We start from the raw sequence: 26,621 nt of genomic DNA on the forward strand, positions 1-26,621 counted from the left end.
ATTTTTTGTTATAGCGACTATTGCTATTTTCATGTCCTCCATTTATGATTATAGAATATAGCATAATATATTTACGCAGTTAATTTATTATTGCAATGTCTTGCAAAATTCTGCTTTTAATACATTATTAAAATTAATTAGATATCTGTTGTAGTAATTTCTTTTCGTATTAAAATTTGACATTACAGGTACTTTACAGCCTGGTAGCTGAGCATAATTATAAGATAGAGAATAATTAAATGTGCTCGGCTCTGTATATCTGTATACGATATCTATAAATAATAGTAAATTATTGTAAAATATGCAGAGTAATATCCGTAATTATTATTATAATAAATTATGAAAGTGGCAAAATAATCCAAAATACAGTGATTATATTGATTAAGTTCATAAAAATAAAAATACAATAGCTAATGAATTTAAAAAAGATCCTGAATTTGATGAAATTTGTAAGGTTTTAAAGCTATACGGAAATGAAAAAGTGTAAAATGAGTTTACAACCATTATTGAAGAAAGTATAAATATAGAACAGGATATAATTAATATTCTTGTTTCTGGTACCCTTGAAGCTTTTGGAATGCGTAAAACTGGCAATGACTTATTACAGGTTGCAATTGCAGGACTGATTGGTGCTGCTGCTGTTTCTATAATGATTTCTGTATTTTCAAAAAGGTGAGGCATATAAATGATGAAAAATTGGAATTGTATAATATGGAATTTTCATATGATTTATTCAAAGAGTCTTTAAAAAAATTAAATTTAAATGGGAAGCAGAATTAGGAAGCATTTCAAGAAATATTGAAGACTTTGATTTCTTATCTTCTTATGTATATAATAGAACGATGAATAATCAAACTTAGCAGGTGTTGCTAGAAAACATACTTATTTGCTTATCTTCCTTAACATTATAAATACCTGATTAAGAAATAATTATTATGCCTGAACAAATTGCTTTACATAACTATAGTGTTTTATACACAATGAATTGCACAGTGTTGGCTACAATTCACCATTTTAGGATCTGGTATATACTTTTTGATGCAGTTTGTATAAATAAATATTTATATTAATTATAAATATGTAATTACCGGGGAGCTTAAAAGCTGAGAGGATAGGGATCGACCCGTGTAACCTGATCCGGATAATACCGGCGGAGGGAGATGGATACGAATTATAATAATGTTATAAAATGGTGTTATAAACGCTGAGCAAAAAGCAACGCTTTATGCTCATGTCAAGTGCTTCTGGGCTCACATTTTGGGGTATGGTCGGTACTCTTGGTCCATTGGCTGCAGCGGGTTCGATAATAGGAGTTTTGCCACATAATTTGAAAGTGCTCGTTCTTTTAATTGGCCCTTTGTTTGTTCCTTTTGGCAATTTTTTGATGGGGATATTTACAGATATAATCGGGAGAAAAAAGATATTTCTGATAACTATGGTTATCTACGGTGCCGGAATTGTTATTATATCCCTGAGCTATACGTTTTTGCCGTTGATTTTAGGATTAATGCTTGCAGAGTTCGGAGTTGGTGGGGAAGAAATTCCATCACTTTCCCTTGTGGCGGAAGATTCTCCAATATCAGGAAGGGCAAAGTGGCTTACAATTATATCAGATTTTGATAATATTGGAAGTGCACTTATAGCAGGCCTTTTTGTTGTTATAGTAAATTCTTTCTTCGATAGAATTGTACTTTTAATTGCTGCTTCTATACTTATAGTTATAATGGTATTTTCAAGAATAAAACTGCCAGAATCATTTAAATGGGAAGTTCTTCACGGCAAATTAAAAGAGGGCGAGAAAACACGCTCTGAGCTTTACATAGATACCAATGGCGTTACTGTGAAAAAATCATCTTATAAATTATCCTTTTTTGTACTTATGTCAATAGCAATATCACAATATGCATCATTCGGGCTTATGGCTTATGTAATTGGCCCTTATGAATTTCCTGGTGCATTCCAGGATGACATGATAATATTTGTTGCGCTAATAGGAGCTTCGGCAGGTGGATTCATTGCTGCTCCTCTAATAACTCGGGGAAGGAAAAAATATACATTATACTCATATGGTGTTGGCTTTCTATCCACTGTCCTTATTTTTGCCCTTGTACCATATTTACATGATGTAATAATATTCTATCCACTTTTATTCTTAAATATGATTATGAGCGAGTTTGCCTGGGCTTCCAGAACTACGCTTGAACCTGAACTGGTTCCTACGGCAAGGAGAGGTACATTTATTGGTGTTGTTAGGCTTGCACCCATGATAGTTTACCCAATACTGGTTTATTTAACCAGCAATGTATCTCTAATTGTATTTATTGCAATAAATATGGGTTTATGGCTTCTTGGCTTTATTGCTGCTATTGTCTGGCATATCTATGGCATAGAAACGGCAAACGTGAATATAGATTATCCTGAAGGATAATTAAACATGTTAATTTTATTAACATTTAAACTATAAAATATATGTATAATTTAAGTAGATTTAAAAACTTGCACTGTCAATGCATAGATTTTTAATAAACCTTGCATTAATCACAACATGGATACTAAATTAATTATAAAAGATCAAATGGAAGAACTTAAAACAGAATCAAACCCAGAGAAATTGAAAGTGGCAATAAAAAGATATATTGCATAGATACTGGACTTTATAACAAAATTGGCTATATACATTCACCTGATTATGGAATAATTCTGGAAAATCTCGTTTCAATGCATTTAATGACCATTAAAAAGAATTATCTTTATGGGTTATCTATTTATTTCTACAAATCTGTTGAAAATGAAGTAGATTTCCTTATAATGTATAAAAATACAATAACTTCGTTGATAAATGTATCTTATATATCAAATGAAAGAGATATAAGTACAAGAGAATTAAGGTCTCTCGATAAGGCATCTACAAATCTTAATTGCAAAAATCTTATATTCATTTCATATGATTTAAATAGTGAAACAATATATAACAAAAATAAGATAAAAATAATTTTAATTCTTGATTTCCTGTTAATGAATATAACTTCGTTCAATAAATTTATTAATATACAATAATATCATTGAGCCCATATATTTTTAATATGATAAGGATTAATGCAAAGGAGTAACAATTGTTTCCTTGCAACTTGTTATAATTATGCCAAAAAGCATATTAAGCAAGACGTTGGCGTTGCTGAAATTAATATCATGGCATTATAATGAAATTTTTTATCGAAATCGATGAATTAATTAACGGCATCTGGTTACAATAAAATTAATATACGCAATTCATTATTAACTTAGGAGAGCTAATGGATATCAACATAGACGAAAGCATTACAAAATGGGAAAAAGATGTTATTGATACATCTAAAAACAACAGAATTCTTTATTTCAACCAGGAATCATTTCTGAAAATCAACACGCCTTCCATGCTATTTCTTTTCGATGACCTGGTAAATAAGGATAAAATAATGGGCATTCGTACTAAAACAGAAGAAGAAAACAGGAAAAAAGATGAGATAATTTTTTCCAGGAAGGAAGGAATAACAAAAGTACTGGGAGACATATTTTATCAGGCAAACAATTCATTGAAAGAACATGGTTCAAATGTTCTTTTTGTGTCATTTGGTATTCTAAAGTGGACAGATGAAACCGGTAAAACTACTGAAACGCAACTTTTCTTCGTGCCTGTCACGCTCGCAAGAAAGATGTACGATAACTATAGCCTGGAATCAAAGGAGGGCGAAATATTCTTTAATCCAGTTCTCCGTGAAAAACTTGATCAGTATGGAATTAAATTTGATTTTAATTTTGAAAATAATTATAATTTAACTGAAGCTATGAGAAATTTAAAGTTGATTTTAAAAGATACGAAATGGTCAATAACAAATAATTCTTATTTAGGTGCCGTTTCGTTCACCAACAATACGATTTACAACGATATAAAGAGAAATCATGAAGCTATAAAGAAAAACGATCTTACCAGAGGACTGGCAGGGGATTTTCAGGTTATAAAGAAATTGAGTACCATGATACCTTCAAAAATTGACTATTCCATAAATACGGTTATGGATGCAGATTCAAGCCAGATCCAGGCAATATATTCAGCAAGGCAGGGTGCAAGCTTCATACTTAATGGCCCACCGGGCACTGGAAAGAGCCAGACAATTGCCAACATCATTGCAGACTCCATGAAAAATAATAAGAGTGTACTGTTTGTCAGCGAAAAAAATGCAGCAATTGAAGTTGTTAAAAAAAGGCTTGATGATATTGGCCTTGGCGATTTTTTGCTGAATTTTCATGGTAATGTTCCTAAATCTGAAATAATTAAGTCATTATACAAATCGGTAGAGAATAATGCAGAGGTACAGAGAAAAATGGCTCCAACTGATAGATATTCAGGTACTCTCAATTCTTATGTGCATTCTGTTCACATGAAAAGGGGAAAAATTGAGCGCAGCATATATGATGCATGCCTTCTGGAACTGGGAAATGATAAGGGCATTAATGTAAAAATCAATGATAAACTTCTGGATCTCACACGTGAGGAACTGGATTCGCTAGAATTTAAATTGTCAGAATTTAATGATTATCTGGATATTATTGAAAATTATAACAATATACCTGCAAATATTAATCTTGAAAAGTACGGAGAAGACTCTGAAAAATATTATAATGGCATAGAGACAATACAGAATACAATTGGAGATATCATTGAATTAAAGGAAATTTTGCAACGAAATGGTTTTGAACTCCGGGTAATGGAAGACATGGATAAGCTTTATAATCTTGCTTCTATAGCTGACCCTCAAATACATCTGGAAGAAAACTTCCTTGACCAGTCGTTTATAGAACAGGCAAACAAACTTCTCGATTCAGAGTCAAATGCAAAGCAAGAACTTAACTCTATGATGGAAACACTGCTAAAAAATAGAAAAAAGGAGTTTCTTAACATGGATTTAAATTCTATTTACAGCCAGTTCGAAGAAAAATATCATTCGTGGTGGAAAAGGCATTCGGAAGAATATAAAAAACTTTTAAAGGAAATAATGGAAAATACAGAGAATGGCTCCAAAAAACATTATAAAGATCTGGTTGAAGATTTAAAACTGGCAATAAAAATTAAGGAAAAGGAAAATGAGTTAACAGAAATTGAAGAGGGTATACAAACTATGAATATAGGGGCAGGAGATGTTCCTGATAAAATAAGATACGCTGGCAAAATACTTTCTCTTTACCCTGACAGTGGCGAGGCAGAAAGCATAATAAAATTAATTGAACAGTTCCCAGAAGAAATACAGAACATTAAATTCATCAAAGATTCGCTGCTTGAAAGCATCAATTATATAGTAAATATAGTACCTTCACTCAATGGCATGCTGCATTCCACTTTTGAAGAAATGGAAGAGTCTGTTAAAAATGTTTTATCTTTTGATATAGATCGTTATTCCAAATTTACCGAACTATGTTCAGAAATCAAAGATTCGGGAGTTGATATTTCAGCTGCCTTTAATAAACACATACACATAGACTCGATACTTCATGCTTTTCAATACAGTTTTAACTCTAAATTCATTGACTATTATGTAAAAAACGATGAAAACCTGAAAAATTTCAGGGCTGCATCACATGAGAGAATTGTAGGCATGTTCATTGATTATGATACCAGGAAAATGGAAATAAATCGATCCAATCTTGTTGCAGAGCTGCTCGAAAGGCGCAGAGAAGCCTTAGCAAGATATCCTGGCATGTCAATGATTATTAAAACTGAGAATGCCAAAAAAAGATTCCAGAAACCATTGAAAGTAATTTTTAGTGAATTGAAGGATATAATGCCTGCATTAAAGCCATGCGTTATGATGAGCCCTGATAATGTCAGCGCTTACCTTAATAATAATTATATTTTTGATTTGATTATTTTTGATGAAGCTTCCCAGCTGAGACCACCAGAAGCTGTTGGCTCCCTGATCAGGTCAAAACAGGCAATTATATCAGGAGATACCCAGCAGCTTCCGCCAACAACATTCTTTGAAAGTATAAGTTCAAGAAAAGATCAGGATAATTATGTCGTTCTTGAGAACATACTTGATCAGTTTGATGTTAGTGGGCTGAGTAAAATTTCCTTAAAGTGGCATTACAGAAGCATAGACGATTCTCTCATAGCATTTTCTAATAAGTATTTCTATGGAGATTCACTTGAAACATTTCCCTCAGCTTATAAAAATCCTGCAGATTATGGTGTGGAGTTCATTCGCGTGGAAGGCATATATAGCAGGGGAAAAAGCAAGACAAACAAAGCAGAGGCAAATGAAGTCGTAAAGGTGATAAAAGAAGAACTTAACAGGAGCAGTTCAATCGGCGTTGTAACATTGAGCGAGGCACAGAGAGCTGCTGTTGAAGATACGTTGCACCTGTATTCTAGAAATGACCCGATACTTTCCAAAATTATCAATTCCGATGATATTTTTATTAAAAATCTTGAAAATGTGCAGGGCGATGAGAAGGATGTAATCATATTAAGTACTGGATATGGCAGGGATGAAGATGGAAAAATAACCATGAACTTTGGGCCAATAAACAGCGGTGGAGGAGAAAAAAGATTGAATGTTGCAATTACCAGAGCCAGAAAAAAATTGATAGTTATATCATCAATGGATCCAGAGGACATAAGAATTCCTCAAAATTCTGGTTTAGGCCTGCAACGCTTAAAGGAGTATATGATCTATGCGAAAAACCCGGCCAGTGAGTTTTTTAATGATGAATTTAAAAATGACGATGCTATTATCAACGATGTTGCTTCCAGGCTTGCAGCTGCGAACTACAGGGTTGAGAAGAATGTTGGATTTTCAATGAATAACATTGCACTTGCAGTAATAGACCCGGATGACAATAATCATTATATTCTTGGAATAGAAACAGATGGAAAGATATACAATAGCATGAAAACTGCATCGGAAAGAGAGAGAATCAGAAAAAATATACTTACTGCAAGGGGCTGGGTGCTTTACCGCATATGGTCAATAGATTATATGAAAGAACCGGATAAAATTCTGCACGATATAATTAATTTAATAAACAGATTGAAAAGCAATAAAGGCGAAGAAAGTAGCGCTGGGAGGGAGATTTGAACTCCCGGGCACTTACGTGCACAGGTTTTCCAGACCTGCGTCATACCAGGCTAGGCTATCCCAGCTTCAACACATAATATAATTTTGTTATAATATTCTTTCGAATAATGGTATGGTTACACTTTTTTCTATTCCTTCCATCGTCCTTAAGTGCTCAAGCACGAATTTAGATAATTCCCTCATGTTTTTCTGAGCAGTAAGAAGCATGATATCCCAGTCTCCTGTAACTATAGATGCTGAGATGACGTTATCCATCTTTGACAGGTTAACGCAGAGTGTTCTCTGATCTATAGTAGATTTTGGATTATATTGAATCATTATATATGCAAGCACTGAAAAGCCAAGTTTTTCATAATTTAGATCTACTGTATATTTTTTTATGAACCCATCTTTCCTGAGGCGTTCCATTCTCTCGAAAATTGTTGCCCTTGGAATTTGAAGTGAGTTTGATATATCGGATATTTTATCTCTTCCATGTTCCTTCAAATAATCTATTATTTTCATGTCTTTTTTATCAATATTTTCAAGCATAAAATCAAAATGACATGGTACTATATAAAAACTCTGTTTTAAACACGGAAAAACATGTAGAATGTTTATAAATTGTGAATTAATTAGTGTATTATGGAGACAATAAATCAAAATGATGAATATGTAAAAGAAGAAATAGAGAGATCAATAAAACACCTTTCAAAGCCGAAGGTACAGCATGCAATAAAGGTACAGAGCTACATCCGGTCCTACGTAACAGATTTCCTGCGGGAAGCAGGCTATACAGAAATAGCACCAATAATTATATCACCACTTACAGATCCATTAAACCATCCAGTGTATGACCCAAAGATACATGCTTATGGAGGAGACATGTGGATTACTCAGAGCATGATATTCCATAAACAGATAGCAGTTCAGGAATTAAAAAAAATATTTATAATGTCCCCAAACGTCAGGCTTGAAAAAGAGGAGAAAGCTAAATCAGGAAGGCACCTTTATGAGTTTACACAGATAGATGTTGAGGCTCTGGAAAAATCAAGAGAAGAAATGATGTCACTTGCAGAGGATATGATAATATATACAATTTCAAGGATCAAGAAAGAGCATTCCGAGGAATTAGAATATTTCAACAGAACGTTGCCTGACTATACCAAACCATTTCCGGCCATCACATATGCTGATGCAGAAAAAAAGTATGGAAAAGGCTTCGAAACTCCACTATCTAAAGAATCAAAAACACCAGTATGGATAATTGACATACCCTTAAAGGAAAGAGAATTTTATGATAGAGAAGAACCTGGTAAACCGGGAATATTACGAGATATGGATCTTATCTGGCCTGAGGGCTTTGAGGAGGCTTCATCAGGAGGAGAAAGGGAATATGAGCTATCACAGATACTTGAAAGGATACACAAGAAAGACCAGACTGAGGAACAGTTTAAATGGTTTATAGAACTTGCAAAAAAGGGAATAAAGCTTACAGCAGGATTTGGAATAGGAATTGAGAGATTTACCAGATTCGTCTGCGGTGTAGAAAGAGTAGAGGATGTTACAACATTCCCAAAAGTGCCTGGAAGAATATCTTTATAATTTTATTTTATATTTTTTATTTAATTTCAAAATCTTTTTATATTGCCATACGTTAAAGAATTGTACCCAGATATTCTATTTGTACTACATGTTATAACTCTGTCACCTGTGTGGATGGCTTTATGGAACCATTCCTTAACTTAAGCGGTGATTACGAACTTATTGTCGTTGATGGTGGTTCAAAAGATGGGACATATGAAAAACTATTAAAGTATAAAAATTTAAAAAATTTTAAGCTGATAAGAAGCAAATGCAGCCGTGGCAAAGGGAAGCAAATTGCAATGGACTCGTCTTCAGGTTCAACAATAGCACATATTGATTTTGATATATCTTACTCCGAAATTTTCGGAATTATAAATTTCTACAAAAAAATAAATATTGGCAAAATTTATAATTTTTATTCAACAGTAAATCACTGTGCTGCCCCACTTATCATAGGCGAGAGAAATCTCTTTGACGTTTTAAAAGGTTATGGCGACTTACTGGGTACAGAGGACATTTACTTTTATAAAAAGGCCAACAGCGTAAATGTATTAGTTAGAATTTTGTTGAATTATAATCACAGATGTCTTAAAATTAGAGGATTATCCTCAGGCAACGAACGAAGATATGAAATTAATCTATTTTCTCGTATTAAGAGGCGTTTGCTCATGGCTAGAGATTTATTGTTTGTTTCTTCTGGAAATTTTAATACCATAAAAGTGGCTTATAAATTACATGGCATAAAATTAATTACTCAAGGAGTGCCGGAATATATTTTTGGAAAATTATTGCTACCAACAGTAAAAGCAGAAAAGCTGGATAAAGCGATACCGGAAGTAAGGAAAAGGTATAAAAAATATCTTGAAGAAAAACAAAGTAGCATTTTGAGCACAGAAAAAACTGAATGAATATCAAATTCCAGATTTTAAATTGATATCATGTCCACCAGATACAGGGATAATTTCCCCTGTGATCATTTCGTTATTGATAAGGAATTCAACTGTTTGATTTATTCCCAATGTTGGAAATGGAGTTAATGTGCCCAGTTCTGGAATAGCTGAATCGTTACTCATATCATGGCCAATGAATCCTGGAGCTATGCCATTAACTCTTATATTATAATGAATAAGCTCTCTTGCAAGGCTCTTTACCATAAAATATACTGCACCTTTTCCGGCAGAATATCCTGGATTTGAGTTAAGATACACATTACTCGCAGCAGAGAATCCAATTATACTTCCATGTTTGTTTTTTTTCATTGCTGATACAGAGGATTTTGCAATATTATAAAATGATCTTGCATTGTTTAAAAGCGCTTCTTCAAAATTTTCAGGTTCTGTATTTTCGATGCTCTGATTTGAATAATAATTTCCAGCAACGTTGACTACTGCGTCTATAGTTCCAAGATCTTTTTCTGCTGCTTCCATGGCATTATTGCACTGAGAATAAGCATTAAAATCAGCATGATAAAAATTACAATTAATATCCTTTGCAACATTTTCCACGTTTTTTCCCCGTGAAATAAGGAAAAGATTATAATCTTTTGAATTCAGATAATAAGCCAGAGAACTTCCTATTCCTTTTCCTACGCCTGCAATAACAATATTTGAGGTCATAATAAAATATATTAATCTAATATTTAGAGTTATAAGTAGAAAGTACGGGGACATAAAATTTGTAAGCGCTGGGAGGGAGATTTGAACTCCCGAGCTATCTCTAGCAGTAGATTTCGAATCTACCGTCTTACCGGGCTAGGCTATCCCAGCTTAATACGGTATTCCTATTTTTTATTTAATTTTTCATATTCTTTTTTCATGCATTTATCCATAACTACTTCCATTCCCATATCAATAGCAAACTGTTTTGCCTTATCATTCACTATTCCCTCCTGCATCCAGATAACCTTTGCTTTCCCTTCAGAATCCTTTACTATTTCTTCAATGAATTCCGGCCTCCTGAATATATCAACAACATCCACATTTTCGCTGATTGATTTCACATCTTTATATGCCTTTATGCCCAGCCATTGGGACAATCCGGGATTCACAGGAATTATGTTATATCCATGCTCAGATAGGTATTTTGCTACCTGATAACTATATCTGTCTGGCTTATCTGATATTCCTACCACTGCTATATCCCGGTATTTCTTTAATATTTCATCAATTGACATAATAATGTATTGCAGAATTAATTATTAAATGTATTTATAAAGAATTATAATTTTATACGGCTATTGACGAATAAAATAAGGTTTAAATATCGTTTTGAAATAAAGGAACATGTTTTGTCCAAAATGTGGTGCACTTATGACACCTTCAAGCGATAAATATGTCTGCAATAGTTGCGGTTATGAAGTTTTAAAAGCAGGAACAGCGGATCAGAAAATCATAGCAAAGAGTTCCAATAAAGAAGTAATCATGCTAGCTAAAGAAATTAATGCAGAACCACTTGATAGTGATGCAGTTTGCCCGGTTTGCCACCATACTGGAGCTTACTATCTTTTAAAGCAAACAAGATCGGCAGATGAGCCTGAAACCAAGTTTTATACCTGTGAATCCTGCGGGCACAGATGGAGAGAGTATTAAACTATTTTTTTAAATGTTCCACAAAGTGTTATATAATGGATTTTGATATTTAACTATGGTTTTGGATAACTTATCAGAGTCACTTAAGGGCATACTGCATAAAATATCGGGTGCCAGTTACATTGATAAAGATACTATCAAAGAGGTTACAAGGGAAATTCAGAGGGCACTTTTAAAAGCCGATGTCAATGTTAAGCTGGTTTTAAAGCTTACAAATACGGTTCAGGAAAGGGCACTGAATGAAAAGCCCCCTGCAGGAATGACAGGGCAGGATTATATCATAAAGATTATTTATGAAGAATTGTTAAAAATTCTGGGAACCGATGCAAATTTTGATTTGAAGCCGCAGACCATAATGCTTGTTGGATTGTATGGAAACGGAAAAACAACAACTACTGGAAAGCTTGCAAGATTGTTCACGAAAAAGGGGCTATCAACAGGGCTTATAGCTGCTGATGTTCACAGGCCAGGCGCATATGAACAGTTAAATCAGATCTCAAAGGAAATAAATGCGGGATTTTACGGGGAAAAGGGAGAAAAAAACCCTTTAAAAATTGTAAACAATGGAATAAAGCAGCTTTCAGAATATAAAATAAAAATTATAGATACAAGCGGCAGGGATTCTCTGGACCAGGAACTCATAAATGAGGTACGTGAGATTAAAAGCAAAGTAAAACCCGATGCAGTCCTTTTTGTAATAGATGCAACTCTGGGCCAGCAGGCAGGGCCACAGGCAAAAGCTCTCAATGATGCGGTGAGTATTAACGGTGTTATTATCACCAAAATGGATGGTACCGGCAAGGCAGGAGGCGCACTCAGTGCTGTAGCAGATATCAAAGCTCCAGTTTATTTTATAGGAACAGGAGAGCATATGGACGATATTCAGATCTTTAACCCAAAGAAATTTTTATCCAGGCTGCTTGGGATGGGTGATATTGATTCTTTAATGGAAGTTGTTGAAGAAACGAACATGACTGAAGAAGAAGCAGAAGCATCTTTAGATAAGATGATGTCCGGCAAATTTGATTTAAAAGATATGTATGATATCTGGGAAAAATTTGCTAAGCCAGGATTATTGAAAAAATTCTTTGGTGCCCTGCCACTGGGGAAAATGCCAGGAGGAGCCAAAATTGATGATTCACAGCTGGATCAGGCCGATGAAAAACTCAGGGTATATCGTGTGATTCTTGATTCAATGACATACTATGAACTGGAAAATCCTGATGTATTAAATGCAAAACGCATTAAAAGGGTCGCGACAGGGTCAGGTATGGGCGAGAAAAATGTCCGCCAGTTATTAAAGGAATACAATGCTATGAAAAAGAATGTGAAGGCAATGAAAAAGAACAGAAATTTCAAAAAATTGCTTAAAACCCAGCTTAAAGGAGGCAATTTCAGCCTGGATGATCTGGAATCAAAAATTTAAATAAGGTCTTCCAGCTGGGAAACCAGTTCAGGATATTTTAACTGAACTCCTCTTAAAATTTCTTCCACTGAGATATCTTTCATTTTAACTTCAGAAACCACATCAACCAGCTTGTCAAGTGTTTCATCTGACAATGTTGCAAGCTTTTCCTTTGCAAACCAGTTTCTGAGATGTTTTCTTTCAAATTTATCCTTTACCATCATGTCATAGTTTTTCATCATTTCTTCCGTAAAATCATTTTCATCTATGGCTTTTTTTGATACCTGTGCAGCGAATTTTCCGGAAATCAATCCATTGGCTATGCCGCCTCCAGTTATAGGATCAATAAGCCTTGCAGCATCTCCTATTGCGAGAAGGCCTGGAAGGCTCATCTTATCTTTTACTTTATTGACGGAGACTCCACCACTCATCTGCTCTATTATTTTTCCCTTGCTATAAGCTGGATGTGATTTTATCCATGAATCAAGGTAATTTTTAACATCAAGCCTGTCTTTCATTTTAGTTATTGTTACACCGATGCCAACATTAGCTTCATGTGGACCCTTTGGGAATACCCATAAATAACCAGCTGGAGCTATAGAACCAAGGTAGAAGTCTGTAAAATCCTCATTTGAATCTACATTTTCCATTCTGTATTGCAGTGCCGATATAATATCGTTTTTCTTCAATATAACAGATTTTAAGCCAGCCCATCTGGAAAATTCACTTTCAAATCCGTCAGCTGCGATTACCATCTTTGCCTTTACTTCTACTACTTCGCCGTTGTGCCTTATTTTTGCACCAACTATACGATTTCCTTCTTTTATTACTGACATTGCTGGAGATTTAACCCATATATCAGCCCCTTCTGTTGCTGCAAGAGCTGCAATATGCTTGTCAAATTTATCTCTTTCAATAACAAAACCTACCTCGTTTCCAGCACTTTCTGCTGTTAGAGTAATCGGTTTCTTTTCTGCTGGCCCGAATATTCTTGCGCCTTTGACTTCTTGAGATATCCAGCGTTGTTCAGGTTTTAAATCAACTTCCGGCATCCATGACTTGGAAACGCCTTCACCACATCTTACCGGTGATCCTATGTCAGGCCTTTTTTCCACTATTAAAGTTTTTAATCCATATCTTGAAGCGTATCTTCCTGCTGAGCTACCAGCGGGACCAGCGCCTATTACAAGAACATCATAATTTAGCATGGAACCACTCCGCTGATATTGCCCCTGTCGGGCATCCTATTACACAAAATTCACATTTTATGCATTTATCTTCATTAATCGCTATAACTGTCTCATCCAAATTAATTGCGTCAGTTGGGCACATCCCAACACAGGCTCCACAATAGTCGCAAAGCGATCTATCCACGTCCATTTCGCTCTTAACCTTAACTTCCATAAGCGTAAAAGCCACATGCCTATATTTATTTTTTGTTTTTCCGGTTAGTCCGTAACTAATCAATTTTGAACTGTATAGCGTATATAAATATAATTTCGGATTCTAAATATTATGAAATTCTAAAAGATAAATTGTACATAGTGCAACATGAATTTTGAAGGTGTTTAATTTGATTTTATTGGATATTGAAAACGCTAAAATTTGGTGATTATTATAGACCAAAGAAAATGTTTTTATTTGATCAAGTCATAACAAAATATGAATTTTAACATACAAACTAAGGATTTTCCTGAGTCTTTCTATGTTTTTGTAGAAATTCCACAGGGATCAAATACGAAGCTAGAATATAAGCCGGATGTTGATAATATTGTACTCGATAGGATCCTTTTTACCTCAATGGTTTATCCTACAAGCTACGGCTTTGTTTTGAATACGAAAGCAAAGGATGGGGATCCTCTTGATGTTCTTGTGATTTCCTCTGTTCCAGTACCATCAGGTGCAATTCTAAAATGCAGGGCAATAGGCATAGCCGAGATGAGTGACGAAGAGGGCTCAGATAACAAAGTTATAGCTGTGCCATTAGATAAAGTGGACCCAATGTCTTCCGAATATGACGATGTTAATAGCATTCCAGAAGCTGTTAAAAATAAAATTAAGCACTTCTTTGAACATTATAAGGAACTTGAAAAAGGCAAATTCATGACTTTTCATGATTTTAAGGGAAAGGACGAAGCAAAAAAACAGATAAAGGAATCAAGCCTTTAAATTTTATTTTGTTTTAATAAATAAGTTTTTATTTTTCATAATGTATAGTGTATATGGAAAAAAGAAAATACAAATTTCTTATTGGGTTTATTGGTCCATTAATAACAATTGTTCTGATATTTATTGATATAAGCATCTCTTCGTATTTTTCATGGTATAAGAACTCATTAAGCAGCCTTGGCATTCATAAATATTATTATTTTTTCGATTCTGCAGTAATAATTGGCGGGATTTCTATTTTTGCATTTGCAGTAATGCTATATAAAAATCTTTCAATAAAATTTCTGTCTGCAGGGTTCATAATGCTCGGTGCTGTTTCTCTTTTCCTTATAGGGATATTTAATGAAAGTTATGGAAATATTCATCTTGGAATCGCGGTAATATATTTTATAGCAACGCCCATTGGAATAATATTATTCAGTTTATATAGAATTAGAAGCTATTTAAGTTATTATGGCTTCCTTTCAGGATTTACTTCACTGGCTATAATAATATTCGGGATAATTGCAATGTTCGGAGTTATTCATATAAACATGGGTTTATCTATAACAGAAATGGCAGAGGCAATATTGCTGAGTTCCTGGTCCAGCATTCTTGGCATTTATCTCTCTACTCATGAGGCTCAATAAAGTTATTTATCACCCTTGTACCATGGTTGTCAAAACGAATCCGTATAACAAAATCAGATTGTGATCTCATTTTCTCCTGCAGTTCGCCTATATTGTTTTTGTCTGCTATAAGCAATATAAAACCATCAGCACCGCCTCCAAGCAATTTTACAGATTTTGCACCGTTATTAAATGCGTAATCTATGATTCCATCAATTCGATCGTTAGAAATGTTATTCCCAAGAGACCTTTTAATATTCCATCCTTCGTTTATTATATTGCATACTTCATCTCTATTATTGGCTTTTAATGCCTTACTCATCTGCAATGCCAGTTCTTTCAATTTTTTTAAGCTTTCCACAGTTTTTTGATCTCCATTCTCTGATTTTGTAACCTGATCTTGAAGGCTTCTTGAGCTTTCTCTGGTTCTTCCAGTATATACAAGCAATATTGATTTTTCCAGTTCACTTATAAATGGGTCATTCATGTCAAATTTTTGAGTTGTTTCCCCCTCTTTTTTAAATTCCATATATTTAAGCCCGCCAAGGGAAATTGCATATGGGTCCTGCTTCCCAAGAACAATATGAAATTTATCCTTTTCAGTCCTGTATGATTCGTTTGCAAGTTCATAAGGATCTATGGTTTTTCCTTTTATGGAATATATTATTTTTATTATTCCATTTATCAGTGCAGAACTTGAACCAAGCCCGGAACCGGGAGGGACATCACCATTAATGATTATTTTTCCCTGTTTTATTCCATTTTCCATAAACAGGCTTATTATTTTGTTTTCCATTGAAGTGTTATTGCTTGAGGATATCAGAGCAGTTCTTAAAAAATCTCTTGAAGATATTTCCAGTGGGCCACCATCATCCGTGTACCTTATTATGATTCCTCTATCTATAGTACTGTTTAAAACTGCACCTCCGTAATTTTCAAAAAAAGGGCTTATATCAGTGCCACCACCGGCGAAGCTTATTCTTAAAGGGCTGTAAACTGTAATCATGATAATATATAATCAACTGTTATTAAAATTTTTATGTTGAATCGGAACATAAAAGATTTGATAATAAGCTTTCACGGCACCCAAAAAAACTATTTGTTATGGTTAAAACCTTGAAAAATTATATCGTAAAAAATGGTAACCGTAACTTCATGCAAATTAATTTACTTTGTACGTAATTCCTCTGTAAAAAGTTTTTTAACGTTCTTATGCATATAGAAAAAAAATAAAGAGGAAAATAGGAATGATTGATTTCTATATAAATTCGGGCAAAATTGGAATATCGGAATCTTTGAAAAATATGCTTACCGGTAAAACACTCGTTATGAGAGGATATGATGAAACAGTATCCTGTGATGCGGGACTTTGCGAAGTCGTACATGACATAACAGTAAAAGTTAAAAGGCACTGCAATGATAAAAATTTACTTTTTTTCATAAATGGAGATGTTGAAATCGCAATGGATAGTTATATCTTCGACATGCTCTCCGTAGAAAATATTACCATATCAAAAGGAAAAAATCTGATCGTAGATAGAAAAAAGCATTAGGTTATGAAATTTGTTAACTATGTTAACAAACTCCTTTAGAGGTTACCATCTCCTTGATGCTTAAACTTCCCGGGTGCAACCCAACACTATCTATACCGTCCTTTAACGATTCCGGGATTGATTTTCTTATCATATTGTATGCAGCATTGGCATCTGCGTTAATTATAGTTTTATCTGATGTTTTAAATAAACCTCTTAATATCCTCTTTCCTCCATAGTTATTATAATATTCTATTTTTTAATGATAATCCCTTTAACAAAAAGTCCAAGGATTAATGCAGTGAAAACATAGCAATATCATAATATTGCTTTTTAAAGTTCATTTTAGAATCTTTTTGGAATTTATAGAATTTATTCATAAAGAACTCATAATCATCCATTGCTGTAAAATTTATCAAATAGTTACTTAGCGTAAAATTATAAATATTGCGTTTCTCATATTAAATTGAAAGTAATATCAGGAATAGGAATTATGAAAAATATTCTGAGTTCACTTTTAAAATTGCATAAAGCACTATGTAACAAAATAGTTTTATTGTATAGTTAATTTCAGAATATGGAAAAATATTATGTTGAGGTTAAAGCATATCCAACAATAGGAATATTATTGCTGGGAGGGGTTTCAGATAACTCGAAGAGAATTCCAAGGCATACTACTGCTGGAATTGCGTACACAGGGCTTGACGATGGCATTTATGTTAAAACTAATTTATATTTATCAAATAAAAGGTCGGGCATAATTAATGGCAAGGAAGTTTCACATGATGCGCCAAGATCACCTTTTATAGTTATTGATAAATACAAAGAAGAAATTTTACAGCGCCATCCAGAGTATTCAGAAATTTCGTTTATTTCCGAAAATAAAAACATTATAAGTGGGAGTTCAGATGCAGGAGCTGCTGCAATAGGTGAGTGCATAGAATCTATATTTGAGTATAACATAAATATATTTAATTTTGAAAATGATTTGCAGAAGATATCGGAGAGTGCAGGAAGAAGCCTGTATGGTGGATTTACAATAAATCATGCCAATGGAAAAGACTCTTTAACTGATGAAATACTTAGTCCGGAAGCGTTCAATGATTTTGTAATAGTTGGATGCAAGTTTTCAGAAGTAAGGAAGCCATCAGATGTTATACATGATAATATTGTAAACCATGAAAAATATGCTGAACGGGTAAAAAACTCAGAAATTAGATCTAAGGAATTAGAAAAGCTTGCCAGCAATGGTGATATTAAAGGCATATTTGAAATGGGGGAAAAAGATACTAATGAGTACCATTCCATGCTTAAGGCTGTTGGTGTGCAAATAATAACCGATGAAATGCAGAAATTTATAGAAAAATTAATAGAATTAAAAAATGATTTCTGGAATGCGTACATAGTTACAGGCGGAACAAATGTATTTGTGGCTGTTGAAAAGAATAATATGGAAAAAATAAAAAAAGTTGCACTGGATTTTGGTTCCGAACCAGTGTATTTAAAAGTTGCTGGAAAACCAGATGTAATATCTAAGAATTTTTAGGCCTATTTTTCAATTTTTTATATATTTTATTATACGGCATTATAATTATTCCCAGAGCAGCAATTATTGAAAGTGCAAGCCCCAGATATGAATATTCAGGGACATGCGTGTAATATTCCATGGGCCATTCTCCTTCTACACGCAGAATATTTAATTTTATTAAACCAAACCAGGGAATATATCCCCAGGCCATTCCAACAGTCTGGTTTAAAGATACAGGCTTTATTCCCCATATATTCTGGTCTGATGCATAAGAGGCATTGTATTTTGTATTGTAATATCCAGAATTGATTCCAAGGCTTGCAAGATTATGGTCACCGACTGTAATAAATCCAGAATCTCCTTTATATGAGGATACATTAACTATCAGGTTTTTATGTGCATAACCTACATTATCCAGTATTATATTATCATGATATATATGAATATATGACTGATTTGTGTATCCTTCTATTTCAGGATTTGTTCCATTCCATGTAAGATAAAACATCGCCCGGTGTATTGTCACTAAGCCTAATGCACTGTTATGGTATAAAATAACATTACCGTATTCACCATATGTTGAATAATTCTCAGTTCTGCCCTGCACATATGTTATTACATTATCGACATTACTTATTTTTTTTACCATTACTATAGTGCCTTCATCAATCATTCCATATTGCCATTTATTGGAATGCTCCATGCTATATGATTCTACAACGGAAGCGGGAGGAAATACACCGGAATAAACTGTGAGCCCAACAAGAATTATTATAATTGATATAAGTATGATTATGGATTTTCTATGCTCCCTTATATTGATAAAATTTGACACGGATTGGGAATTAATAAATAATATATAAATTAAATTGATTAGTTTTCTGTTTTTATATCATTTAAGGATTTATTTTCTGATAGTTATTATTAAAAATAATAATTATATAACCAAGAGCCGTGTTTTCATTTCACTTAAATCTCTCATCAATCTCTCATTTGCTTACAGGCAATAAATTAATTTCATTATAAAAATATGGAAAGCAAGAACAGTAAAATATGACTGCATATTATTATTTTAAATACTTTAAAAAGTTAAATTATTTTCTGAAGCATAAAATCTTAATCCTTCCGGTGAATCATATTTATCGAATTTTGTGTCATATGCCATTTCCAAATTTTTTATATTTATTGCATTTTTATTTCCATATGATATTATTTTTCCATTTTTCATTAATATAATTCTGTCCGATATTTTATATGCAAGATTAATATCGTGCAATACAAGTAGAATTCCTTTACCGCTATTTTTTAATTTATTAATAATTTTTATTAAAATATTCAATTTATCTATATCCAGAAATGATGATGGCTCATCCAGCAATATATATTTTGAATCCTGGTATATTGCGGCTGATATCATTACCATTCTTTTTTCACCTCCGCTTAACGTTGAGAAATCCCTATCAATAAAATTATCAACACCACAGATTTTCAGTGAATTGTATAGTTCATTATAATCATATTTTCTTGAAAATCCGTTGATTTCCATTATATCCTTAACATTTAAGCCAAGTGGTTCGGGTATTTCCTGCTGGACATATGATATGTACCTTGACATTTCAAATGGTTTTAAATTTTTGATATTTTTATCATCTATTATTATTTTCCCTGATTCCATCTTTATTTCTTTATTTATTACCAGTAAACTTGAGGTTTTACCTGAACCATTCTTTCCAATTACTGTTAAAATCTCATTTTGATTTAGTGAAAAATTTAAAGGGCCTATTTCCAGGTCTCCTCTCTTAAATTTTACATTTTCAAGTTCAAGCATTGTAATACCCTCTTTTTGATATTCTTGACATTAAAATCATAAAGAAAGGAACACCTATAATTCCAGTTATGATTCCTATTGGAATTACTTCCCCTATAATTATCATATGTGCTATGTCGTTTGCAATAATTAGAAATGTTGCACCCAAAATTGCGGATGAAGGTATTACATATTTATTGGAACCACCGTAGATTATTCGCGAAACGTGTGGAAATATTAAACCTACAAAACCTATTAAACCGGAAATGGAAACGCATGCTGCAACCGATACAGTTGTTAAGGAAAGTGATGCAAGTTTTGACCTCTCAACATTTATTCCTGCTGATTTTGCATAGACATCTCCCAGTTGAAGGGCATTTAACTGCTTGTACATTAAAAATAAAATTATTGTTGTGAAAATAACAATAGGAGAAACGATAAAAATATCGGTCCATGAAATTCCGGATAATGACCCAAGCAACCAGAAAAATATTGAATTTATATATTTTGGTTTTGAATATAATATCAATGCAACAAATGATGAAACAAAAAGTGATATGGCTATTCCTGTCAATAATAAAACAAGAGGGGGAGACCTCCCGTGCCTTATTGACAATACATAAACAAATGAAACTGTAAATATTGCAAATAAAAATGCTAGCAACGGCAATGTGAATATGCCGAATAATGTAATTCCAAATACTATAGCTATAACAGCTCCCAATGTTGCACCGCTTGATACTCCGGTTATATAAGGTTCAGATATGGGATTTCTGAAGATGCTCTGTATTACCGAACCACCTACTCCTAAAGAAGCACCAACAATTGCTGCACCAATTGTTTCTGGTTCCCTCAACTGAGTAATTATTATATAATCTGATAATTTTACATTTCCATGAAATCCAAATTGCTCCAGAACTGCTTTAAAAACAGTTGAAACAGGTATCTTAACTGGGCCAATATCAAGGGAAAGAATAAATGAAATAATTAAAGCAATTATCGAAATTGCAAAATAAAAATATATATTATTTTTAATTATTTTCACTATAATCCCCCGGTTCCGGGCTATCTCTTAAATTTATGGGAAATTGAGGTATTGTTACATTTTTGTTAAACACATTATATATCATCCATTGAATGCCATATATATCCCTAAAATTTGGTTCGGAAAATATATTATTAAAGGGTTCCTGATAATAAATCTTGTTTTTTACAGCATTCAGTGTCTTGTAAGGTGTCTGATTTAAATCAGATAGATAAAATGAATTACCAAGGATTAAAACATCAGGATTGTACTTTGTTATTTTTTCGTTTGATGGCTGATAAAACCCAGAACCATTTGCTACATCTATTAAATGTGCGTATTTCATCATTGAAGATACAAAAGTATTGTTGCCTGCTGTATAAGATTTTCCATCATAAACACATAATGAATAAAATGCTGTTTTATTCGTAACATTTAAATTATTAAAGATATTCAAAGATTCGTTCATCCAGTTATTTAGCAATGTTGCGTTTTTTTCATTTCCAGTTATTTCTCCAAGAAATGTGTTCTGCTGTTTCATAATATTAAATGATGTATTAGAATCAGAAGACAGGAATATATAATCTATGCCTGCATTTAACAGTTCATTTATCTGGGACTGCTTATAATCAGAAAATGAAATGACCGCCTGAGGGCTTATATTCAATATCTGCTGGACATCCATCGATGGATATGCCCCTACAGCTTGAATGTTTCCAGTAATATTGTTTCCCGGCCAGAGTCCAGGATAACTGTAAATGCCATCCACATCATTTATGGAACCTATAGCATATAATGTGGCTGTTACACTAGGGTCTAAAGAAATAATTTTGTTAAATTTTATTCCACTAACATTTGAGTCCAAATTCAGTTCAACGCCCTTTTTGATTTCAGGATGATAACCATATTTATACGCTACATAAACACCTGAGGATGCTATGATTATCAACGCTAAAAGTATCGCTATTAATTTTGAACTTCTTTCCATGAAAGGTGAATTCAACATTATTTATAAAGTTAACTTCATATTACTTAAGTATATTTAACTTAATAAGTTAATTTCTCTACCGAATGAAAGGTCTTTAAAATTTAAATTGGACGTTCTAATATTCATATTTAAAGCTACACAATAATGTAAAAAAGAGATTATTATAATTGTAATGCATGATATAAATTCTTTATTTCTAATATTTCAAAGAATAAATTTAATGAAAGAAAGAAAATAATCAATTATTAAGAAACAAAAAGTTCGTTAAAAATTTAAATAGATTTTTATTGCTAATGTTCAGAAATATAAAATTAGGAATTAAAAGATTTTTATCAGTAACTATTGGGGATTCAATTCATAGAATCTGCAAAGAAAAAAATTTCTAATATTTTTTAATATTAAGATGTTTTCATCATTAAAAAATTCAATGAATCTCTTGTCTCTTGAAATTTTAACGTAGTAATGCAATGCCGTTCTTGCCATTGAATAAGCCCGGAATAATAATAGCGAGGTTTTGTTGCAATTTTTTAATATATCCTCGATTTTATATGATTTGTATTTTTCAACATCAATATTATTTAAAATGCCTGAATTTTTATATTCATAATCAGGAAGTGCAAAAATTATATTTATAAGATCATCATAGTGCCCGTATTCTGTATCAGAAATTTTAAGCTCGCCTGCCAAAGCACTCAATTCATCCATTATGGAAAAAAACAGATAAACATCTTCATCATACCCCATTTCGCTTTTTGTTATTTCACAGAAAAAATTTTTATTTTCCATTTAGCTTGATAATAGGCATAATTATAAATTTTATGTTTATTATAACAATATTTTTTATTTCTGGATCGAATACCATTTTATGGTAAAAACAGTAATAAAAAACGATAATAATAACATAATATTTTATTTGGCTGGAAAAGCCTTATCATCAACGGTAAGTGGATCCGGAAATATACATGCTATTGTTTTTAATACATTAAATCAATTTATAAGGATAGAAGATTTCGATATTTACTTAGAGAGTATAGTGCATAAATACGATCTGGGCAGAAATACACCAGTTTTTGTGACTCTTGTAGATGTTAATGATATAGAAATATACGAAAATGATGAATTCCTTATTGCAGTTACAGCAGGGATTTCAGAGCCTGCATCATTTTATTCTTCTCATAAGCACGGTACAATAAATGTTCTCGTTGCATTAAAAAGAAAACCTGTAAAAAATGCCATGGCAGATTTGTTCAGGGTTGTGACCGAGGCAAAATCCATGGCAGCCTTTTCATTAGGGCTGCAATTCAATGGCATACCGTCACCGGGAACTGTTTCTGATGCAATTTGTGTGGTATTTACAGGAGACAAAAAAATAAGGTACTGCGGCTTTGGAACAGAGACAGGAAATAAAATCACAAAAAAAGTATATGAAATGGTTTACAGGACAGGCAAAAAATACATTGATAGCCATAATGCCAGATCCTGAATTTTTTATGATTTTTGTTTTCATTACGTTATTAAAACAGGTCTACTGGTATTTGAATTTTAAGGAATATAAACATCATTCATAAAGATTTTAGTATTAAAATGGCATGTTTAACTATGATAGATATTACTGATAAAGAAATAGTCGCACGGGAGGCAATGGCTACAGGAACAATTAAACTGAAAAGGGAAACTATAAAAATTATTAAGGAAAATAAAGTGAAGAAGGGCGATACTATAGAAACGGCTAAGATAGCAGGAACTATGGCTGTTAAAAACACAGCAAATATGATTCCATACTGCCATCCAGTGCCCGTAATGTCAATAGATTTTAATTTTGAAGTAAGCGATACAAAAATAACCGTTACATGCAGGGTTAAAGCCATATACAGGACTGGAGTTGAAATGGAGGCAATCAATGGTGTTCAGGTAGCCTTGCTTACAATATGGGATATGGTAAAATACCTTGAGAAAGATGAAACAGGAAATTATCCTGAAACATCAATAGGGAATTTAACTGTTGTATACAAAAGAAAGGGTGATTCGTATTCATCATGAAGAAAATGAATATAAGCTTAGATACAGAATAGTAACAGTATCGTCATCAAGAACTCTAGAAAATGACATATCTGGTATGGCAATGTCTAAACTTATCGGTGAAAATAGTAGCCGTTCCATTATTAAAGATAATGAAATACAAATTCTTTCCGAACTTTTTTGCAATTATAATAGCACAGATGTTTTTATTTATATTGGTGGTACAGGTGTTTCAAGGCTTGACCAAACATCCATAGCAATTAGAAAAATAGCCGATAAAGAAATGCCAGGTTTCGGTGAACTTTTCAGAAAGAATTCTGGTGCGATATTTCCATATATATCTGACGCGTCGCTTTTTATCTATAAAGAAAAAATTATTTTTACTTTACCTGGTTCAGAAGACGCACAGCAAACGGCTTATAATATAATAAGGGAAATAGTATTCCATCTTTATCACGAAATAACAAAGGAATAACTTATTAATATTTTTATAATAGAGTTTTATGAAATTTATAGATTTGCACGAGGATATTGCCTATTCAGCCATGTATAGGGATGTTGTTCATGGAAAAGAACAGTCCAGCATTGATATGCTGACAAAATTTCCTGGTTCAATTGTTTTTTCTGTTGTATTTCCACATATAAATATGAATTATGGCAACGAATATGGGCAATCTGTGCCAAATATAACACTTGCATATCAGCAATTCGGCTATTATCTGGCATTGTCTAGAATGAAGCATATAAATTTAATGGAAAGTAAAAATAGCAATGGAACAGGACTGAATTCACTCATTTCAATGGAAGGAACTGATATAATCAATATGCCTGAGGATGTAGAATTATTCTATTCAATGGGATTAAGGAATCTTGGGCTAGTATGGAATTATGACACAAAATTTGCTGCATCATGCTATTCAAAAAAGGATTATGGAATAACAGGTTATGGCGAAGAAATTATAAAAATATGCAATGAACTTGGAATAATTATAGACCTTGCGCATGCCAGTAAAAATACTATAATTGAAGCCTGTGATACTTCTACAAAACCAGTTCTGGATTCCCATACAAACTTCACTACCCTTAAAGATAACAAACGGAATATAGATGATGAATCCATTAAAGCAATCATAGAAACAGATGGGACTATTGGCATAACAGCAATAAGGGGCACACTTCCCACGCCAGATATTGAAGGAATATTGAAAAGCATAACATATTTAGGCGATAACTTTGGATGGAGGCATGTTAGCCTTGGCACAGATTTTCTTGGAATTACTGAAACTCCCGACAGGTTTGCCAGTGTTAATGACATTGAAAAATTGAAGGATAGCCTGGGGCAACATGCAGAAGATGTGCTTTACAATAATGCTTTTAGAGTTATTAAAGCTAATTTATAAAATTATTTTACGTCGTACCATCCTCCTTTGCTGTTCATTTTGATTTTTTTATTCCCTTTATATCCTGCATATACCATTTCTTTGAGCATTGGCGGAGGGAGCATTTTTTCATCCCCGGTTTCAGAATATAAATAATTTCCAATTTCCATCATTGTATCAAGGCCTATTGTATCCATAAGCTCAAATGGCCCCATGGGGAAACCAAAACCAAGTTTTGCCATTTTGTCTATATCTTCTTTGCTTGCTATGCCCTTTTCGTATAGCCTCAATGATTCCACGATCCATGAATGCACGAAATTTGTTGTAAAGAAGCCAGGATAGTCCTTTACAAGTACCGGTTCCTTGCCAAGTGATCTGGATAGTTCCATAACTGTATTTATGGTACTCTCGGATGTGAATCTGGTTTTTACAACTTCTATTAATTTCATTACGGGTGCAGGATTAAACCAGTGCATACCTATTAACCGAGATTTGTTTTTTATGTTCATTCCAATTTCTGAAATCATTATTCCAGATGTATTTGAAGCAATTATTGATGTTTCAGGCAAATTCTTTTCAACGCTTTCCATAACTTTTAATTTCAAGGATAAAATCTCAGGTACTGCTTCTATAACAAATTCACAGTCATTGAGCATTGCATAGTCGGTTGATGTTTTAAGGTTATTCATGTAATCATTTTTCTGATTTTCTGTTATTGCACCTTTTTCAACCAGCCTTGACAAGCCAAATTTTCCATCACTGATGCTGTTTTTTGCATTTTCCAGTATTGTTTTATCAATATCAATTAACAACGTATCAATGCCATTCTTGATAAATACCTGTGTTATTCCCTGTCCCATTATTCCAGATCCAATTACTGCAACTTTTTTTACCAT

The 26,621-nt window shown here is 33.0% G+C and carries 27 protein-coding genes, 2 tRNA genes and 1 riboswitch; of the genes, 15 read left to right on the forward strand and 14 right to left on the reverse strand.

Annotated features, from left to right (window positions below):
* Positions 1–1,078: 1,078 nt before the first annotated feature.
* Positions 1,079–1,176: riboswitch (TPP riboswitch) on the forward strand.
* Between the two features lie 49 nt (positions 1,177–1,225).
* From WKI77_RS03535 to WKI77_RS03545, 3 genes are all read left to right on the forward strand, one after another.
* Positions 1,226–2,428: an MFS transporter gene (locus tag WKI77_RS03535; protein WP_337860450.1), complete on the forward strand. Its 1,203-nt coding sequence runs from the start codon at positions 1,226–1,228 to the stop codon at positions 2,426–2,428.
* A gap of 245 nt (positions 2,429–2,673) precedes the next feature.
* Complete coding sequence (locus WKI77_RS03540) at positions 2,674–3,057, forward strand: hypothetical protein (protein WP_337860475.1); 384 nt, start codon at positions 2,674–2,676, stop codon at positions 3,055–3,057.
* A 236-nt stretch (positions 3,058–3,293) separates the two neighbouring features.
* The gene (locus tag WKI77_RS03545) at positions 3,294–7,112 is read left to right on the forward strand and encodes a DUF4011 domain-containing protein (RefSeq protein ID WP_337860451.1); all 3,819 of its coding nucleotides are present in this window, start codon (positions 3,294–3,296) and stop codon (positions 7,110–7,112) included.
* Here the strand turns inward: WKI77_RS03545 and WKI77_RS03550 are convergent.
* Together WKI77_RS03550 and WKI77_RS03555 are read right to left on the reverse strand one after the other, a co-directional pair.
* Positions 7,094–7,177, reverse strand: a tRNA-Ser gene (locus WKI77_RS03550). The two genes, WKI77_RS03545 and WKI77_RS03550, sit on opposite strands and share 19 nt — an antisense overlap.
* 22 nt (positions 7,178–7,199) lie before the next feature.
* Positions 7,200–7,643 carry an Lrp/AsnC family transcriptional regulator gene (locus tag WKI77_RS03555; RefSeq protein ID WP_337860452.1) on the reverse strand — a complete coding sequence of 148 codons (444 nt, stop codon included), beginning with the start codon at positions 7,641–7,643 and terminating at the stop codon, positions 7,200–7,202.
* Between the two features lie 93 nt (positions 7,644–7,736).
* On the opposite strand from WKI77_RS03555, the gene WKI77_RS03560 reads away from it, so the two are divergent.
* Complete coding sequence (locus WKI77_RS03560) at positions 7,737–8,696, forward strand: asparagine synthetase A (protein WP_337860453.1); 960 nt, start codon at positions 7,737–7,739, stop codon at positions 8,694–8,696.
* Between the two features lie 77 nt (positions 8,697–8,773).
* Positions 8,774–9,586 carry a glycosyltransferase gene (locus WKI77_RS03565; protein WP_337860476.1) on the forward strand — a complete coding sequence of 271 codons (813 nt, stop codon included), beginning with the start codon at positions 8,774–8,776 and terminating at the stop codon, positions 9,584–9,586.
* A gap of 3 nt (positions 9,587–9,589) precedes the next feature.
* Here WKI77_RS03565 and WKI77_RS03570 read toward each other — a convergent pair whose 3' ends face one another.
* The 3 genes from WKI77_RS03570 to WKI77_RS03580 all read right to left on the reverse strand — a co-directional run bounded on the left by WKI77_RS03570 (position 9,590) and on the right by WKI77_RS03580 (position 10,851).
* Complete coding sequence (locus WKI77_RS03570; protein WP_337860454.1) at positions 9,590–10,294, reverse strand: SDR family oxidoreductase; 705 nt, start codon at positions 10,292–10,294, stop codon at positions 9,590–9,592.
* 66 nt (positions 10,295–10,360) lie between these two features.
* A tRNA-Ser gene (locus tag WKI77_RS03575) sits at positions 10,361–10,444 on the reverse strand.
* A gap of 14 nt (positions 10,445–10,458) precedes the next feature.
* Entirely contained in the window at positions 10,459–10,851 is a 393-nt protein-coding gene (locus tag WKI77_RS03580; RefSeq protein WP_337860455.1) for a CoA-binding protein, read from the reverse strand.
* Between the two features lie 109 nt (positions 10,852–10,960).
* Here WKI77_RS03580 and WKI77_RS03585 point away from each other — a divergent pair, with 109 nt between their 5' ends.
* Positions 10,961–11,266 (forward strand): transcription factor S, encoded by a 306-nt coding sequence (locus tag WKI77_RS03585; RefSeq protein ID WP_337860456.1) that lies wholly within the window; start codon positions 10,961–10,963, stop codon positions 11,264–11,266.
* A gap of 55 nt (positions 11,267–11,321) precedes the next feature.
* Entirely contained in the window at positions 11,322–12,692 is a 1,371-nt protein-coding gene (locus WKI77_RS03590) for a signal recognition particle protein Srp54 (protein ID WP_337860457.1), read from the forward strand.
* Here WKI77_RS03590 and WKI77_RS03595 read toward each other — a convergent pair.
* Entirely contained in the window at positions 12,689–13,879 is a 1,191-nt protein-coding gene (locus WKI77_RS03595) for a digeranylgeranylglycerophospholipid reductase (RefSeq protein ID WP_337860458.1), read from the reverse strand. The genes WKI77_RS03590 and WKI77_RS03595 overlap by 4 nt on opposite strands.
* A complete protein-coding gene (locus WKI77_RS03600; protein ID WP_337860459.1) occupies positions 13,866–14,075 on the reverse strand; it encodes a 4Fe-4S binding protein in 210 nt (69 codons plus the stop codon). The genes WKI77_RS03595 and WKI77_RS03600 overlap by 14 nt, the downstream gene beginning before the upstream one ends.
* 258 nt (positions 14,076–14,333) lie before the next feature.
* Here WKI77_RS03600 and WKI77_RS03605 point away from each other — a divergent pair, with 258 nt between their 5' ends.
* Both WKI77_RS03605 and WKI77_RS03610 read left to right on the forward strand, forming a co-directional pair.
* Positions 14,334–14,840 (forward strand): inorganic diphosphatase, encoded by a 507-nt coding sequence (locus WKI77_RS03605; protein WP_337860460.1) that lies wholly within the window; start codon positions 14,334–14,336, stop codon positions 14,838–14,840.
* Positions 14,841–14,893: 53 nt separating this feature from the next.
* Positions 14,894–15,469 carry a DUF998 domain-containing protein gene (locus tag WKI77_RS03610; RefSeq protein WP_337860461.1) on the forward strand — a complete coding sequence of 192 codons (576 nt, stop codon included), beginning with the start codon at positions 14,894–14,896 and terminating at the stop codon, positions 15,467–15,469.
* On the opposite strand, the gene WKI77_RS03615 is transcribed toward WKI77_RS03610, so the two are convergent.
* Entirely contained in the window at positions 15,450–16,454 is a 1,005-nt protein-coding gene (locus WKI77_RS03615) for a kinase (RefSeq protein WP_337860462.1), read from the reverse strand. The two genes, WKI77_RS03610 and WKI77_RS03615, sit on opposite strands and share 20 nt — an antisense overlap.
* A gap of 241 nt (positions 16,455–16,695) precedes the next feature.
* Here WKI77_RS03615 and WKI77_RS03620 point away from each other — a divergent pair, with 241 nt between their 5' ends.
* Positions 16,696–17,001 (forward strand): hypothetical protein, encoded by a 306-nt coding sequence (locus WKI77_RS03620; protein ID WP_337860463.1) that lies wholly within the window; start codon positions 16,696–16,698, stop codon positions 16,999–17,001.
* A gap of 556 nt (positions 17,002–17,557) precedes the next feature.
* Complete coding sequence (locus WKI77_RS03625) at positions 17,558–18,526, forward strand: mevalonate-3-kinase (protein WP_337860464.1); 969 nt, start codon at positions 17,558–17,560, stop codon at positions 18,524–18,526.
* Here the strand turns inward: WKI77_RS03625 and WKI77_RS03630 are convergent.
* The 5 genes from WKI77_RS03630 to WKI77_RS03650 form a co-directional block, all read right to left on the reverse strand.
* The gene (locus WKI77_RS03630) at positions 18,513–19,343 is read right to left on the reverse strand and encodes a S26 family signal peptidase (protein WP_337860465.1); all 831 of its coding nucleotides are present in this window, start codon (positions 19,341–19,343) and stop codon (positions 18,513–18,515) included. The genes WKI77_RS03625 and WKI77_RS03630 overlap by 14 nt on opposite strands.
* Positions 19,344–19,589: 246 nt before the next feature.
* Positions 19,590–20,336: an ABC transporter ATP-binding protein gene (locus WKI77_RS03635; RefSeq protein WP_337860466.1), complete on the reverse strand. Its 747-nt coding sequence runs from the start codon at positions 20,334–20,336 to the stop codon at positions 19,590–19,592.
* Positions 20,329–21,360, reverse strand: a complete 1,032-nt coding sequence (locus WKI77_RS03640; protein ID WP_337860467.1) for an iron ABC transporter permease — start codon at positions 21,358–21,360, stop codon at positions 20,329–20,331. The genes WKI77_RS03635 and WKI77_RS03640 overlap by 8 nt, the downstream gene beginning before the upstream one ends.
* On the reverse strand, positions 21,347–22,327 hold the full coding sequence (locus WKI77_RS03645; protein ID WP_337860468.1) for an ABC transporter substrate-binding protein: 981 nt from the start codon (positions 22,325–22,327) through the stop codon (positions 21,347–21,349). Before WKI77_RS03645 ends, WKI77_RS03640 begins: the two co-directional genes overlap by 14 nt.
* A gap of 339 nt (positions 22,328–22,666) precedes the next feature.
* Positions 22,667–23,113 (reverse strand): hypothetical protein, encoded by a 447-nt coding sequence (locus WKI77_RS03650; RefSeq protein ID WP_337860469.1) that lies wholly within the window; start codon positions 23,111–23,113, stop codon positions 22,667–22,669.
* Positions 23,114–23,192: 79 nt separating this feature from the next.
* Here WKI77_RS03650 and WKI77_RS03655 point away from each other — a divergent pair, with 79 nt between their 5' ends.
* The 4 genes from WKI77_RS03655 (at position 23,193) to WKI77_RS03670 (ending at position 25,746) form a co-directional block, all read left to right on the forward strand.
* Complete coding sequence (locus WKI77_RS03655) at positions 23,193–23,810, forward strand: adenosylcobinamide amidohydrolase (RefSeq protein ID WP_337860470.1); 618 nt, start codon at positions 23,193–23,195, stop codon at positions 23,808–23,810.
* A gap of 116 nt (positions 23,811–23,926) precedes the next feature.
* Positions 23,927–24,367 carry a cyclic pyranopterin monophosphate synthase MoaC gene (moaC, locus tag WKI77_RS03660; protein ID WP_337860471.1) on the forward strand — a complete coding sequence of 147 codons (441 nt, stop codon included), beginning with the start codon at positions 23,927–23,929 and terminating at the stop codon, positions 24,365–24,367.
* A complete protein-coding gene (locus tag WKI77_RS03665; RefSeq protein ID WP_337860472.1) occupies positions 24,348–24,821 on the forward strand; it encodes a MogA/MoaB family molybdenum cofactor biosynthesis protein in 474 nt (157 codons plus the stop codon). Before moaC ends, WKI77_RS03665 begins: the two co-directional genes overlap by 20 nt.
* Before the next feature lie 28 nt (positions 24,822–24,849).
* Positions 24,850–25,746: a dipeptidase gene (locus tag WKI77_RS03670; protein ID WP_337860473.1), complete on the forward strand. Its 897-nt coding sequence runs from the start codon at positions 24,850–24,852 to the stop codon at positions 25,744–25,746.
* A gap of 2 nt (positions 25,747–25,748) precedes the next feature.
* Here WKI77_RS03670 and WKI77_RS03675 read toward each other — a convergent pair.
* A partial coding sequence (locus WKI77_RS03675; protein WP_337860474.1) for a 3-hydroxyacyl-CoA dehydrogenase NAD-binding domain-containing protein occupies positions 25,749–26,621 on the reverse strand: 873 nt, incomplete at its 5' end.

Source organism: Ferroplasma sp. (assembly GCF_037442045.1).
GTDB lineage: Archaea > Thermoplasmatota > Thermoplasmata > Thermoplasmatales > Thermoplasmataceae > Ferroplasma.

Excerpts from the sequence above, each read along its gene's own strand:
- WKI77_RS03670 (WP_337860473.1), top strand. The coding sequence starts at position 24,850 with ATGAAATTTATAGATTTGCACGAGGATATTGCCTATTCAGCCATGTAT.
- moaC (WP_337860471.1), top strand. The coding sequence starts at position 23,927 with ATGATAGATATTACTGATAAAGAAATAGTCGCACGGGAGGCAATGGCT.
- WKI77_RS03625 (WP_337860464.1), top strand. The coding sequence starts at position 17,558 with ATGGAAAAATATTATGTTGAGGTTAAAGCATATCCAACAATAGGAATA.
- WKI77_RS03560 (WP_337860453.1), top strand. The coding sequence starts at position 7,737 with ATGGAGACAATAAATCAAAATGATGAATATGTAAAAGAAGAAATAGAG.
- WKI77_RS03635 (WP_337860466.1), bottom strand. The coding sequence starts at position 20,336 with ATGCTTGAACTTGAAAATGTAAAATTTAAGAGAGGAGACCTGGAAATA.
- WKI77_RS03535 (WP_337860450.1), top strand. The coding sequence starts at position 1,226 with ATGCTCATGTCAAGTGCTTCTGGGCTCACATTTTGGGGTATGGTCGGT.
- WKI77_RS03590 (WP_337860457.1), top strand. The coding sequence starts at position 11,322 with ATGGTTTTGGATAACTTATCAGAGTCACTTAAGGGCATACTGCATAAA.
- WKI77_RS03580 (WP_337860455.1), bottom strand. The coding sequence starts at position 10,851 with ATGTCAATTGATGAAATATTAAAGAAATACCGGGATATAGCAGTGGTA.
- WKI77_RS03600 (WP_337860459.1), bottom strand. The coding sequence starts at position 14,075 with ATGGAAGTTAAGGTTAAGAGCGAAATGGACGTGGATAGATCGCTTTGC.
- WKI77_RS03585 (WP_337860456.1), top strand. The coding sequence starts at position 10,961 with ATGTTTTGTCCAAAATGTGGTGCACTTATGACACCTTCAAGCGATAAA.
- WKI77_RS03570 (WP_337860454.1), bottom strand. The coding sequence starts at position 10,294 with ATGACCTCAAATATTGTTATTGCAGGCGTAGGAAAAGGAATAGGAAGT.
- WKI77_RS03605 (WP_337860460.1), top strand. The coding sequence starts at position 14,334 with ATGAATTTTAACATACAAACTAAGGATTTTCCTGAGTCTTTCTATGTT.
- WKI77_RS03545 (WP_337860451.1), top strand. The coding sequence starts at position 3,294 with ATGGATATCAACATAGACGAAAGCATTACAAAATGGGAAAAAGATGTT.
- WKI77_RS03620 (WP_337860463.1), top strand. The coding sequence starts at position 16,696 with ATGATTGATTTCTATATAAATTCGGGCAAAATTGGAATATCGGAATCT.
- WKI77_RS03555 (WP_337860452.1), bottom strand. The coding sequence starts at position 7,643 with ATGCTTGAAAATATTGATAAAAAAGACATGAAAATAATAGATTATTTG.
- WKI77_RS03645 (WP_337860468.1), bottom strand. The coding sequence starts at position 22,327 with ATGGAAAGAAGTTCAAAATTAATAGCGATACTTTTAGCGTTGATAATC.
- WKI77_RS03650 (WP_337860469.1), bottom strand. The coding sequence starts at position 23,113 with ATGGAAAATAAAAATTTTTTCTGTGAAATAACAAAAAGCGAAATGGGG.
- WKI77_RS03655 (WP_337860470.1), top strand. The coding sequence starts at position 23,193 with ATGGTAAAAACAGTAATAAAAAACGATAATAATAACATAATATTTTAT.
- WKI77_RS03610 (WP_337860461.1), top strand. The coding sequence starts at position 14,894 with ATGGAAAAAAGAAAATACAAATTTCTTATTGGGTTTATTGGTCCATTA.
- WKI77_RS03615 (WP_337860462.1), bottom strand. The coding sequence starts at position 16,454 with ATGATTACAGTTTACAGCCCTTTAAGAATAAGCTTCGCCGGTGGTGGC.
- WKI77_RS03595 (WP_337860458.1), bottom strand. The coding sequence starts at position 13,879 with ATGCTAAATTATGATGTTCTTGTAATAGGCGCTGGTCCCGCTGGTAGC.